The organism is Roseomonas gilardii subsp. gilardii (assembly GCF_023078375.1).
GTDB lineage: Bacteria > Pseudomonadota > Alphaproteobacteria > Acetobacterales > Acetobacteraceae > Roseomonas > Roseomonas gilardii.
On the sequence record NZ_CP095554.1, the window covers coordinates 1,030,759 to 1,044,365 of the forward strand.

The window sequence follows — 13,607 nt, forward strand, 5'->3', positions numbered from 1 at the left end:
ACAGTGAAACCAGCCTGGAGGAGCTTCCATGGCCCGCAACGGCATCCATCATGTGACCGCCATCGCCGGCAAGGCGCAGCGGAACCTCGACTTCTACACCCGCACCCTCGGGCTGCGGCTGGTGAAGAAGACGGTGAACTTCGACGACCCCGGCGCCTACCACTTCTACTACGGCGACGAGGCCGGCAGCCCCGGCACCATCCTGACCTTCTTCCCATGGGAGAATGCCGCCCCCGGCCGCGCCGGGATCGGCGAACTGCAGGAGACGGTGTTCCGCGTACCCCAGGGCGCGATCGGCTTCTGGACGCAGCGCCTGGCGCCGCATGGCGTGGAGCGCGCGGAGGCGTTCGGCGAGACGCTGCTGCGCTTCCGCGACCCGGACGGCATGCGCCTCGCCCTGGTCGGCCTGCCGGGCATTGAGGCTGAACCCGTCTGGAGCACGGGTGAGGTTCCGGCCGAGGTAGCGATCCGCGGCTTCCACGGCGTGCGCCTGATGCTGGACCGCACCGAGGCGACCGGTGCCATCCTCAGCGATGTCTTCGGCTTCGCCGAGGCGGCGCGCGAGGGCGACACGCTGCGCTACCGTGCCGCAGGCACGGTGCTGGGCGGGATCGTGGACCTGCAAGGTGTCGGCGGCTTCCTGCCGGCGCGGCTGGGGCGGGGTTCGGTGCACCACCTGGCCTTCCGCGCCGCCGATGACGCGGCGGAGATGGAGATGGCGCGCAAGCTCGTGGAGAACCACGGCATCCGCACCACGGAACAGAAGGACCGCGACTACTTCCGGTCCGTCTACTTCCGCGAGCCGGGCGGCGTGCTCTTCGAGATCGCGACCGACATCCCAGGCTTTGCCGTGGACGAGGCGCCGGAGGCCCTGGGCACGGGCCTGCAACTGCCGGCCTTCCTGCGGCCCCACCGGGCGGCGATCGAGGCCGCGCTGCCCGCCCTGGCCTGACCCCCTGGCCTGACCCCCTGGCCTGACATCCTGGCCCGACCCTGGGACGGCGCGCCCCCCCGGTGGCGCGCCGTCCGGGCAGGAGAATGACACGAAAGGAGACACCCGCATGAGCGGCACCGAGACCGGCCCCAGAACCGGCCATGGCACCCGCCTGGGCTTCCAGCACCGGTTCCATCCGGCCACGCGCCCGGGCCGCCCGCCCCTGCTGCTGCTGCACGGCACCGGCGGCGATGAGGACGACCTGTTGCCGCTGGGCGAGGCGGTGGCGCCGGGTTCCGCCCTGCTTTCCCCACGCGGCCAGGTGCTGGAGAACGGCATGCCGCGCTTCTTCCGCCGTCTGGCGGAAGGTGTCTTCGACGAGGCGGACTTGCGCCGCCGCACCGACGACCTCGCCGCCTTCATCCGTGATGCGCAGGGGGCCTATGGGTTGGAGGCGCCGGTCGCGCTCGGCTTCTCGAACGGCGCCAACATCGCCGTGGCGCTGCTGCTGCGCCATCCGGGCCTGCTGCGCGGGGCGGTGCTGCTGCGGGCCATGCAGCCCTTCCGGGACGAGGAACCGATCCCGCCGCCGGGGCTGGACGGTACGCCGGTTCTGCTGCTCTTGGGCACGGCCGACCCCATCGTGCCCGCCGCGAACAGCGAGGGGTTGGCGGCGCGGCTGCGCCAGGCGGGGGCCGGGGTCGAGCGCCATGCCCTGCCGGTGGGGCATGGCCTGTCGCAGATGGACCTGTCCCTGGCACGGGCCTGGCTGGACCGGCTCTGAGGGCACCCGGCCCGCCTCAGGGACGGCCCGGCCATCCATCATCGGCAGGTTCATGGCGAGCCGCATGATGCCGGGACGCCCAGGCCCGAACCGGTGTCAGCGAACGGTAACGAACCGAGGGCAGGGGAGGAGTCGGGGCAAGACGGGGCCTTGCCCCCGGGAGCACGGCGATGCGCGATGGGCAGGTAGCGGCGGCCTTCCTGCCCCTGGCGTCAGGACCCCGCCGCCGGCTGCGCGGCCCGCCCGCCCAGGTGGAAACCCTGTGGCGAGGCGGCCCAGGCCCGGCTCCAGGCGAGCAGGCCGAACCACAGCAGCCCACCGAAGAGCAGGTAGGAGACGCCGAACCGGGCATAGGCCTCCATCAATCCCGGATTCGCGAAGGTGATGACGAGCACGGCCGGCGTCGTCAGCAGGATCGCGGCCCAGCCCAGCGCGCGCCGCGCGGGGCTGGCGGAGAGGGTGGAACCGGGGGCCAGGAAAAAGGCCGCCGGCATCAGCATCAGCGCGTAGTAGTGCGACCAGGACAGCGGGCTGCTGACCACGGCCAGCACCAGCACCAGCATGTACTCCAGATCCCGCCCCTGGCCGCTCCGTGTCCCCGCATCCTGGCTCCCGGCATCCTGGCTCTCGCCGATGGCGCCCTTCACGCAGGCAAGCAGCGCGGTCAGGTAGAGCAGCCCGACCACCACCGTGCCGGTCAGCCGCTGCAGCGGTGCCGGGCTGCGCAGCGTCTCCCAGTCCATCAGCGCCACCGGGCCTTCGGCGAGGCGCACCAGGAAGCCCGCCACGGACTGCACGTTGAAGGCGCCGAGCGGATGGCTGCTGAACTGGAGCACGCAGAGCTGCAGCCAGTGCCAGTGCATCTCCCAGCCGAAGATGGCGAGGGACAGCAGCCCCGCCGCGCCGCAGAAGCCGGCGAAGCCGGCCGTGGCGTGCCAGTTCCGCCGCAACAGGAAATACAGGCCGAAGAGCATGAGCGGCAGCTTGATCACCGCCGCGAAGCCGAGCAGCAGCCCCGCCGCCAGGTCCCGCCGCCCGCGCAGCAGCCAGAGCCCGGCGGCCAGCATCAGCAGCACGATATGGGTGGTGTTGCCTTCCTTCAGGCTGTTCTGCAGCGGCCCGTTGATGGCGAAGAGCAGCAGCAGCAGCCAGAACCCCGTCCCGCGCAGCCCGGTGAGCCGGACCAGGAGCAGGAAGGCACCCGCCGTGGCCGCGAGGCCGATCAGCGTGAACAGTACCGCCGCCGCCTTGTCCGGCAGCAGGCCGAAGGGCGCGAAGAGATAGGCCACGATGGGCAGGTTCACGAAGCCGTCCACGCCCCGCTCGATCTGCGGCCCCAGCGCCGCTGGGCGGTCCAGCACGGCCTGCCCGCCCAGGTAATAGGCGGCACGGAAATCCTCGAAGAGGTGCCGCGGCTCCGAGATGGCGAAGAGCGCCAGCGCCGCGACGGCGCAAAGGGCGGGCAGGGCCCAGGCCGGCCTCGCCTCCCGGCGCGCCAGCCGGAAGAAGAGGAACAGGCTGCCGGCGATCGTCACGAGATCCGCGAGGGGGAGCAGTTTGGTCAGCATGAGAAGCGTCCGGGCCTCCGTCGGGTGCCGTTCAGCACAATGAGAATCGGGCCGCCGGGGAGGGCGGAGCAGGGAATATGTCTCATCATAGAGACGTTTTCGCATCTTTTAGCAATATTTATTGCACTCCTGTCGCAGGAGTCTCATGATACGGCGCAGAGGCAGACAGGGATCGCGGACTGGAACTCATGGGACGGATCGGGAACAGGACGGAGGGGCGGCAAAAACGCCGCAGCGCCCTGCCCATCCTCGCCTCCTGCCCGGCCTCTCTCTCCACGGGCATCGGGCCGAAGGATCTGGGTCATGGCCGCCCCCCGGTGGCCCCTTCCCGGTCGCGTCGCCATGCCTTGCCCATCCCCCCGGCCTCCCGCCGCGGGCCCGGTTCACGCAACGGCAATGCCAGGAGGGCATGAGGCATGGCGACCACCAACAGCAGGCCCGTCGCGGTGGCGGACACGGCTGCCGTCTCGGAGGACGGGGTGCTGCAGGCCACGGGCAACGTGCTGTCCAACGACCGGGACGCGGATGGGGACGCGCTGACCGTCACCGCCGTGAACGGGCTGGCCGCGGGCGTGGGCACGACCATCGCCGGCACCTATGGCAGCCTCGTGCTCGGCGCCAACGGCCAGTACACCTATGTCCTGGCCAATGCGCAGGCGAATGTGCAGGCGCTCGCCGCCGGCCAGACGGTGACGGAAACCTTCACCTACACGATCTCCGACGGGCAGAGCCATGCCGATGCCGGCGAGAACCTGATCGCGCAGTCGGAAGCCTTCGACGATGCCTCCTGGGTGCTGTTCAACGGCATCGGAACCCTGCCCACCGTCACCAGCAATACCGCCACCGGACCGACCGGCACGGCGACGGCCGATCTGCTGACCCTGACGGATGGCAGCGGCATCTACACCGACACCGCCGTCAGCGGGCAGTACACCTTCAGCATCTGGGTGCGGCTGGTCAGCGGCGACGGCAACTTCGCCTTCAACTACTATGACGGAACCAGCGACAGCATCCAGTCCGCGACCGCGACCGGCGAATGGCAGCGCTTCAGCTGGACCTTCACCGGCAATGGCAGCAGCGAGGCCAATGTCGCCATCCTGCACGATCTCGCCTCCTCCCCCGGCAGTGTCTTCGAGATCTGGGGCGCGCAGCTCAACAGCGGCGGCAGCGCCGGCACCTATGTCGCCACCACCGGCACCCCCGTCACCGCCACCACCGTCACCACGCAGAACCTGATCCCGCAGTCGGAAGCCTTCGACGACGCCTCCTGGGCGCATTTCACCGTCACGGGCACCCAGCCCACGGTGACGGCCAATGCCGCCACCGGCCCCACGGGCAGCGGTACGGCCGACCTGCTGAGCCTTTCCGGCATCGGCACCGGCATCTACGTCAACACGGCGGTCAGCGGGCAGTACACCTTCAGCGTCTGGGTCCGTCTGGCCAGCGGCGACGGGAGCTTCAGCTTCAACTACTACGACGGCAGCAGCAACCACCTCCAGTCCGCGACCGCCACCGGCGAATGGCAGCGCTTCAGCTGGACCTTCGACGCCAACGGCAACGGCAATGCCAATGTCGCCATCATGCACGACCTGGTCACCGCCACCTCCGGTGTCTTCGAGCTCTGGGGGGCCCAGCTCAACCAGGGCGCGGCGGCGGACAGCTATATCGCCACGTCCGGCAGCGCCGTCACCGTCACGGGTTCCGGCACGGGGGACGAGACCGCCACCCTGACCGTCACCATCACCGGTGCGGCCGACAGCAGCACCGGCGGCCCCGCCCTGCCCGTCGCGGTGGCGGACACGGCTGCCGTCTCGGAGGACGGGGTGCTGCAGGCCACGGGCAACGTGCTGTCCAACGACCGGGACGCGGATGGGGACGCGCTGACCGTCACCGCCGTGAACGGGCTGGCCGCGGGCGTGGGCACGACCATCGCCGGCACCTATGGCAGCCTCGTGCTCGGCGCCAACGGCCAGTACACCTATGTCCTGGCCAATGCGCAGGCGAATGTGCAGGCGCTGGAGGCCGGGCGGAGCGTCACCGACGTCTTCCACTACACCGTCACGGACGGGGCGGGCCACACCGTCACCACGCAGAACCTGCTGCCCTATTCCGAGGCGCTCGACAATCCGGCCTGGGTGCGGTTCAGCGCGAACGGCGCCTCCGCCACGGTAATGGCGAACGAGGCGATGAGCCCGCTCGGCACCAAGACGGCCGAGCTGCTGAGCATGACGGGCTACGGCACCGGCATCTACACCAGTACCGCTGTCAGCGGGCAGTACACCTTCAGCGCCTGGATCCGCCTGGCCGCCGGCGACGGGCATTTCAGCTTCAACTACTATGACGGTGGCAGCGACCACTTCCGGTCCGCCCTCGCCACCAGCGAGTGGCGGCACTTCACCTGGACCTTCACCGGCAGCGGCAGCAACAGCGCCAATGTCGCCATCATGCACGACCTCTCCACCCTCACCTCGGGCAGCTTCGAGATCTGGGGCGCGCAGTTGAATGCCGGCGCCACGGCGGATGCCTATGTCGCCACCTCCGGCACTCCCGTCACCCAGGCCAGCACCGGCCTCGCCACCATCACCTCCACCCTGACCGTCACCATCACCGGTGCGAGCGATACGCTCAGCGCCGCCTCCACCCTGTCCCTGGCCGACCATGCGGACGGGGTCGTGGCGAATCTCGCGACCGGCCAATGGGCCCAGGCGCTGAAGATCATGCCGCTGGGCGATTCCATCACCTATGGCTGGCGGCAGATCGACACCAACTACGGCTACCTCCAGGACAACCTGGCGAATGGCTACCGTCAGCCGCTCTGGGCGGATTTCACCGACCGGGACATGCTGATCAACTATGTCGGCTCCCAGAGTTCCGGCACCGACACCCTGCCCGATCACGACCATGCTGGCTTCCCGGGCTGGAAGGCGGACGAACTCGCCACCATCCTGCCCAGCCTGCTCAGCAGCAGCGCGCCCGATGCGGTGCTGCTCATGGCCGGCGCCAACGACGTCTTCCGTGAGGATGCGGCACAGAACACGGTCGGCACCGACATCAAGGCGATGCTCGATGCGATCGCAGCCGCGAATCCCAGCACCCATGTCTATGTCTCGACCATCCTGCCGACCGCCTGGGCCGATGCGTCGGAGGTGAACGCGGTCAACGCCGTCATCCGCTCGACCGTGCAGAGCGCCATCGCCAGCGGGCAGAAGGTCACGCTGGTCGAGATGCCCGGCGTCACCACCGCCGACATGTATGACGGCATCCACCCGACCGAGGCAGGCTATGCCGAGATGGCGCAGTACTGGCTGAACGCCATCCTGACCGCCCAGGGAAACAGCGGCGGCACGCCCGGCGGCACCGCCCAGGCCATCGCCTCCGGCATCACCTCGATCCTCGGCGGCAGTGGCAACGACCTGCTGATCGGCGACACGCGGGCGAACACGCTGAACGGCGCGGACGGGAACGACCGCCTGATCGGCGGCGGGGGGAACGACACGCTGATTGGCGGCGCGGGGGCGGACGAGTTCGTCTTCCGCCCCGTGGCGGGAAATGTGGTGGTGCAGGATTTCAGCACGGCGGAGAAGGATGTGCTGGTCTTCGACGGCATCGCCGGGCTGAGCAACTTCGCCTCGCTGAGCGGCCATATCGCGCATGTGGGCAGTTCCACGGTGATCGACCTGTCGGGCTTCGGCGCTTCGGCGCAGATCACCCTGCAAGGCTTCACCGGCAGCCTGACCGCGGACAATGTCTGGTTCTCTTGAAAGCCCCGGCCAGACCGGAGAGGCAGGGTAGGAAGATGGAAACGCCAGTCGTGACGTCCGGACATTCCGCCAGCAAGGCGCGAAAGAGCGAGTATCTCTACGGGGTGGATGCCATCCGCTTCCTGGCCGCCCTGATGGTGGCCGTCTTTCACCTCACCTGGTACGAGGCCGCCACCCATGACGTGGCCTGGTTCGGCTGGGTGGGCGTGCAGATCTTCTTCGTGCTGTCCGGTTTCGTGATTGCGAATTCCGCGAACGGCACGACGCCGCTGGCCTTCCTGCGCTCCCGCGTGCTGCGCCTCTACCCGGCTGCCTGGGCCTGCGCCGTGCTGAGCCTCGTCGTCCTGACCCTCGCGCCGCAATCCGATGGCAGCCTGCTGCGCCCCTTCCTGGCCTCGCTCGCCCTGGCCCCGACCGGCCCCTGGATCGCCACGGCCTATTGGACCCTGCCGATCGAGATCGTGTTCTACGCGCTGATCCTGCTTCTGCTGCTGCGTGGCGCCTTCCACCGGCTGGAATGGCTGGGCATCGGCCTCACCCTGGCCAGCAGCGCCTATCTCACCGCCTATGCCCTGCAGGTGGCCGGCCTCATCCACGGGCCCTCGCTCGAATTCGGCTATGGTGTCCGCAACCTCACCCTGCTGCGCCACGGCATCTACTTCGCCGCCGGCATCTTCCTCTGGCTCTGGTCGCGGCAGCGCCTGTCGCGCGCCGGGGCCCTGGCCCTGCTGCTGGCGATCCTCGCGGCGCCGGTGGAGATGACCTGCCGCACCCTGGAGATCGTGGAGAAATCGCCCGGCCACCTCGATGCCGCCGCGATCTGGCCCTGGCCCATCCTGCTCTGGGCCCTGGCCTGTGGCGGGATCATCGCCTCGGTGATCTGGCGCGCGGAGATCGCGCGCCTGCCGGGCACCTGGCTGCGGGTCCTGCGGCAGGCGGGGCTGACGACCTATCCCCTCTATCTCCTGCATGAACCCATCGGGCACACGCTCCGGCACGCCTTTCACGCGCAGGGGGTGCCACCAGTCGCGGCGGCGCTGCTCGGGGTCGCCGGCACGTCCCTGGTGGCGCTGGCCGTTGCCGCCCTGGCCGAACCCCTCCTGCGGCGGGCGCTCCAGGAACTTCTTCGTTGGAAGCGTGGCGAGGTGGCGCCGGAGGCGGGGCTGGGCCTGCTGCGCCGTTCCGGCGGCGTGATCTGATGGCGGCCCCATCGCAGTGGATTCGCCTCGCCCGGAACTCCCCACAAGCGTGAATTTTTGCTTGAAAAACAACCTTTAGGGAAGAAACCCATTCTGGCTTCGCGGTGTATCCCAAAAACGTGTTTTTGCAGCATCGATTCCCGCATTGTTTGTAAAAAATTCCAATTGTCTCTATTTTGGTCTTTACATCTTATTGCTGCTCTGCACCAATTAGGAGCCTCGTGACATAAGGAGTGGGCCCCATGGATATGGCAGTAGAGTTGCTGGCAGTGCCTGCGGCAGCGCCCGCTGCCCGACCCCTGGTCGTCGACCTCGACGGCACGCTGATTCGCTCCGACCTCCTGATCGAGACCGCCTTCGCCGAGCTCGGCCGTCATCCGCTCTCCGGCTTCCGCCTGCTGCGCGCCCTCATCTCCGGCAAGGCGGCGCTGAAGCACCTCCTGGCCGAGACCGCGGAGATCGACCCGGCGACGCTGCCCTATGACGAGGCGGTGCTCGACCGGATCCGGCAGGCCCGTGCCCAGGGTCGCCCCGTCTGGCTGGCCTCCGCCAGCAATGCGCGCCTGGTCGGGGCCATTGCCGATCATCTCGGCCTCTTCGACGGCTGGCTCGCCTCCGATGCCACCACCAACCTCGCCGGCCCGGCCAAGGCCCAGGCCCTGGCCGAGCGCTTCGGCCATGGCGGCTTCGACTATATCGGCAACGACACCGCCGACCTGCCCGTCTGGGCGGAGGCTGGGCACGCCCTGGCGATCCGCACCTCGCCGCGCGTCGGCCGGCGCCTCGCCACCATCCATCCGGATGCGGAGCACCTGCCCTCCGCCCGCGCCACCCTCAAGACCTGGCTGAAGCTGCTGCGCGTGCACCAGTACGCGAAGAACGCCCTGGTCTTCGTGCCGCTGTTGACGGCCCATGCCTTCACGCCGGATGCGCTGCTGCAAAGCGTCCTGGCCCTGCTGGCCTTCTCCCTCTGCGCCTCCAGCGTCTATCTCCTGAACGACCTGCTGGACATCGCGGCCGACCGCGCGCACCTGACGAAGCGCCGCCGCCCTCTGGCCAGCGGCATGATCCCGCTGATGGACGGCATCCTGGCCGTGCCGGTCCTCTTCCTCGCCTCCATGGCGGTGGCCATCGCGGTCTCACCGGCCTTCCTCGCCGTGCTGCTCGGCTATTTCGCCCTCACCACCGCCTATTCGCTGGTGCTGAAGCGGAAGATGCTGGTGGATGCCGTGGCGCTGGCGCTGCTCTATGCCTTCCGCGTGGTCGGTGGCGCGGTGGCGATCAACGTGGCCATCTCGGAATGGCTGATCGCCTTCTCGCTCTTCATCTTCATGGCCCTGGCCCTGGTGAAGCGCTACATCGAGCTCTCGACCCTGCTCGACCGCTCGCTGCCGGACCCCTCGAACCGCAACTACAAGACCGGCGACCTGCCGATCGTCGCGGCGCTGGCAGCCTCCAGCGGCTTCAACGCCATCATCATCCTCACCCTCTATCTGTCCAGCGACGCGGTGCACTCGCTCTACAGCCATCCGCAACTGCTCTGGCTGCTCTGCCCAGTACTGATGTTCTGGTTCGGCCGGGTGCTGCTGATGGCGCATCGCCGCCTGATGCATGACGACCCCATCGTCTTCGCCCTGCGCGATGGCGTCAGCCGCTACGTCCTCCTGGCCTCGGTCGGCATCGTCCTGGCTGCCACCTTCTGATCCCACTCCGGAAGCACGCCCCCGCAGATCCCGTAAGGAAGGCCCCCCGCATGTTCATTCAGCCGAGCCGCTTGAGCGCGGCGCGCTTCCCTGGGGAGGCGCGCACCCTGGAGCGCGACGCCGCCGTGTCCTCCGGCGTGACGGACAGCCTGGTGGCGACGGGCTGGGCGCTGCTGGGCGCCGGCCTGTCCTGGTGGGCCTCGGCGCAGTTCGCCCCGCACTTCTACCAGATGGAATGGATCAACATCTGGTTCCAGGCGGACCATCCGCGCGTTCTGGGCAACATGCTGGACATGCGGGGCTCGCACCGCTCCTCGGTGCATCCGATCTTTTCGATCCTGACGATTCCGCTGACCAACCTGCTCATGCTGCTCGGCCTGACCCCGCTTGCCGCGGGCAGGGCGCTGATGGCGGGGGCGGGGGGCCTGACCCTTGCCTTCTTCTACCTCTCGATGCGCGGCCTGGCGCTGAGCCTGCCCATCGCCGGCCTGCTCACCGCCGGCCTGCTCGTCAGCGCCACCTATCTCTACTGGTTCGCGGTCATCGAGACCTATCCCTTCGCCGCCCTGGGCACGAGCATCATGCTCTGGGCCCTCACCAGCTGGCGTGACAGGGGCACTCTGCCCTGGGCCCTGGCCTCGGCCGCGACGCTGGCCATCACCACCACGAACTGGAGCTTCGGCCTCGCCGCGGCCTTCTTCCGGCTGGGCCTGCGCCGCAGCATCGTGGTCAGCCTGCTCGCCTTCACCATGGTCGCCGGCATCGCCGTGGTGCAGCGCCTCACCTTCGAGGACGCGGGCGTCTTCTTCCAGCCGCGCGTGCTCAAGCAGGAATCGGAATTCCTGCGCTCCGCGCGGGAGGAATTCTCCCAGGCCGAGGAAGCCAAGGGCGAGACCCCGGCTTCCGTGCTGCGCTCGATCCTGCTCTACAGCGCCGTCACCGCCCATCCGCGTGTCGAGCCCGTGCAGGATGGCATCCTCGAAAGCATCACGGTTCGCCGCACCGATGCGGGCGCCCCGCCGGACTGGGTCTACCAGTACGTGAAGGCACACGTCCCCTTCATCGAGGAACGCGTCTACAACCTCCTCAACAACCAGCATTCCCCGGTGCTGGACCAGGACTGGCCCGGCCTGGCCGGCATGCTGGCCTGGACCGTGCTGCTGGCCTGCGGCATCTGGGGCGCCATCCTGCACCGGCCGGCGCGCCCGGTCGCACTGGCGATCGGCGCCTTCCTTCTTGGCCAGATCGCCCTGCACCTCGTCTATGGCGAGATCACCTTCCTCTACGCCGCGGACTTCTTCCCCGCCCTGCTGGCCCTGGCCGCCTTCGCCTTCTTCACTCCGGCGCGCCGTCTGGCAGTGGTCGCGGCCCTGGCCTTCGTCATCCTCGGCGGCATCAGCAACATCACCGAACTGCGCAACAGCATCGCCGAGGCGAACAGCATCACGCAGAAGCCCCTCAATCCGGTCCTGCATGGCAACAAGCACTGAAGATCAGACGGAACGCGCATGCCCATCTCCACCTACTTCCTGCTGATCAGCAGCATCGCCCTCGCCACCTTCTCCCAGGTGGTGCTCAAGATCGGCATGTCCTCGGAACCGGTTCAGCTCGCGCTGAGCCGGCGCCAGCCCATCGACACGGTGGCCTCCATCATCACCTCCCCCTGGGTCCTGGGCGGGCTGACCTGCTTCGGGCTGAGCGCGGTGGTCTGGCTCCTCGTCCTGTCGCGCATGAACCTGTCCCAGGCCTATCCCTGCGTCGCCCTAGGCTTCGTGCTGACCATGTGCGCCGGCTACTTCCTGCTGGGCGAGCCGATCAACCTGCTGCGGATCGGCGGCCTGTCCCTGATCCTCGCCGGCGTCGCCTGCGTCGCCGTCAGTTGATCGGCCCGGCCCCGCTCACCGGAGGAGCCTGAACGGCCAGCCCCGGAAGATGCTGCCCCGAGATCCGCTCCGGGGGGCTGGGCTGCGGAAAAACCTGGGCTGGGGCGGCACGGCCCGTGCGATCCCTGTCAGCATCCTGCCAGCCGTGACGGCCTTTCCTGAATCCGGAAGGGCCGGACCGGTTCACCGGGGCGACCCCGGAGGCAGGTCCGGCCTGGCCCGCCCAGACCGGCTGACCGAGGGGAGACGCCATATGAGCCAGGGCAGCCTTGCCGCCGAACGGCCCGCCGTGAGCCAGACCGCCTTCACCGTGCTGGCGGCGCTCAGCCTCTGCCACCTGCTCAACGACATGATGCAGTCGCTGCTGGCGGCGCTCTTCCCCGTCCTGAAGGCGAGCTACGGCCTCAGCTTCACCCAGATCGGCTTCCTCGCCTTCACCTTCCAGCTCACCGCCTCCCTGCTGCAACCGGCCGTGGGCTGGTACACCGACCGCAAGCCGCAGCCCCGCTCCCTGCCGGTCGCCATGGGCTTCACCTTCTGCGGGCTGCTGCTCCTGGCCTGGGCGGACCACTACTGGTCGCTGCTCTGCGCGGCCGCCATGGTGGGCATGGGCTCCTCGGTCTTCCACCCGGATTCCTCCCGCATCGCCCGGATCGCCTCGGGCGGGCGGCACGGGTTGGCGCAGTCGATCTTCCAGGTCGGCGGCAATGCCGGCTCGGCGGCCGGCCCATTGCTCGCCGCCTATGTCGTCCTGCCGCGCGGCCAGGGCAGCGTCGCCTGGTTCTCTCTCGCCGCGCTGCTGGCCATGTCACTGCTCTGGTGGGTCGGCGGCTGGGCGCATGGCCAGCTTCTCAGCCGCCGCCGCGCCATCGGCCACGCCGCGGCGCCGCATGCCGCCCTGCCGCGGCAGAAGGTCATGATGGCTATCGCCGTGCTCGGCATCCTGGTCTTCTCGAAGTACATCTACATGGCCAGCCTGACGAGCTACTACACCTTCTACCTGATGCAGAGCTTCGGCCTGACCATCCAGGAGGCGCAGGTCTATCTCTTCCTCTTCCTCGGCGCCGTCGCGGTCGGCACCGTGGTGGGCGGGCCGGTGGGCGACCGCTTCGGGCGCAAGGTGGTGATCTGGGGCTCCATCCTCGGCATCCTGCCCTTCACCCTGGCGCTGCCCTATGTGAACCTGTTCTGGACGGCGGTGCTCACCGTGCTGATCGGCCTGATCCTGGCCTCCGCCTTCTCGGCGATCCTGGTCTATGCGCAGGAACTGGTGCCGGGCCGCGTCGGCGTGATCTCCGGCCTGTTCTTCGGCTTCGCCTTCGGCATGGGCGGCCTCGGCTCCGCCCTGCTCGGCATCCTGGCGGATGCGAAGGGCATCACCTTCGTCTACCACCTCTGCTCCTTCCTGCCCCTGCTCGGCATCCTCACCATCCTGCTGCCGAATCTGGAGCGGCATCGGGCAGGGTAGGGGGCAACAGCCCCGTCGCGCCTGCGTTCCGGCCCCGGTGGAGGCCCTGCCTCCCCCGGCCCCCTCCGCTGGGGACATGGTATGTCCCCAGACCCCGCCTTTCGCTGGCACCGGGTGGCAAGGTCAGCCAGCGGCCTGATCCCGAAGGGCAGGCGGATCGGCGAGGCTCCAAAAGAAGAAAAACACCATCTCCACGCGCGCGGCGCCGGCAGCCCGCCGGAGAGCCTGGCTCTCCGGCGCGACCCGGCATCAGCAAGCGCCAACGAACCGGGTCCAGGGTGCGCAGCGTCCTGGCGGATGGGGGTCT

General features: G+C 69.0%; 9 protein-coding genes. 8 read left to right on the top strand and 1 reads right to left on the bottom strand.

Features of this window, described 5'->3' with window-relative positions; translation table 11 throughout:
* The first annotated feature begins 28 nt into the window (after positions 1–28).
* Positions 29–952: a ring-cleaving dioxygenase gene (locus tag MVG78_RS04765; RefSeq protein ID WP_247558684.1), complete on the top strand. Its 924-nt coding sequence runs from the start codon at positions 29–31 to the stop codon at positions 950–952.
* Positions 953–1,061: 109 nt separating this feature from the next.
* Positions 1,062–1,718 carry an alpha/beta hydrolase gene (locus MVG78_RS04770; RefSeq protein WP_247558685.1) on the top strand — a complete coding sequence of 219 codons (657 nt, stop codon included), beginning with the start codon at positions 1,062–1,064 and terminating at the stop codon, positions 1,716–1,718.
* 212 nt (positions 1,719–1,930) lie between these two features.
* Here MVG78_RS04770 and MVG78_RS04775 read toward each other — a convergent pair whose 3' ends face one another.
* Positions 1,931–3,286 (bottom strand): glycosyltransferase family 87 protein, encoded by a 1,356-nt coding sequence (locus tag MVG78_RS04775; protein WP_247558686.1) that lies wholly within the window; start codon positions 3,284–3,286, stop codon positions 1,931–1,933.
* 416 nt (positions 3,287–3,702) lie between these two features.
* On the opposite strand from MVG78_RS04775, the gene MVG78_RS04780 reads away from it, so the two are divergent.
* From MVG78_RS04780 to MVG78_RS04805, 6 genes are all read left to right on the top strand, one after another.
* Complete coding sequence (locus MVG78_RS04780; protein WP_247558688.1) at positions 3,703–7,047, top strand: phage head spike fiber domain-containing protein; 3,345 nt, start codon at positions 3,703–3,705, stop codon at positions 7,045–7,047.
* Positions 7,048–7,097: 50 nt separating this feature from the next.
* Entirely contained in the window at positions 7,098–8,246 is a 1,149-nt protein-coding gene (locus MVG78_RS04785; protein WP_247558690.1) for an acyltransferase family protein, read from the top strand.
* A 242-nt stretch (positions 8,247–8,488) separates the two neighbouring features.
* Entirely contained in the window at positions 8,489–9,949 is a 1,461-nt protein-coding gene (locus MVG78_RS04790; RefSeq protein ID WP_247558692.1) for a UbiA family prenyltransferase, read from the top strand.
* Between the two features lie 50 nt (positions 9,950–9,999).
* Positions 10,000–11,439, top strand: coding sequence for a hypothetical protein (locus tag MVG78_RS04795; RefSeq protein ID WP_247558694.1), 1,440 nt, complete (start codon positions 10,000–10,002; stop codon positions 11,437–11,439).
* An 18-nt stretch (positions 11,440–11,457) separates the two neighbouring features.
* Complete coding sequence (locus MVG78_RS04800) at positions 11,458–11,832, top strand: DMT family transporter (protein ID WP_019462852.1); 375 nt, start codon at positions 11,458–11,460, stop codon at positions 11,830–11,832.
* A gap of 253 nt (positions 11,833–12,085) precedes the next feature.
* Positions 12,086–13,300, top strand: coding sequence for an MFS transporter (locus tag MVG78_RS04805; protein WP_247558696.1), 1,215 nt, complete (start codon positions 12,086–12,088; stop codon positions 13,298–13,300).
* Positions 13,301–13,607 lie beyond the last annotated feature (307 nt).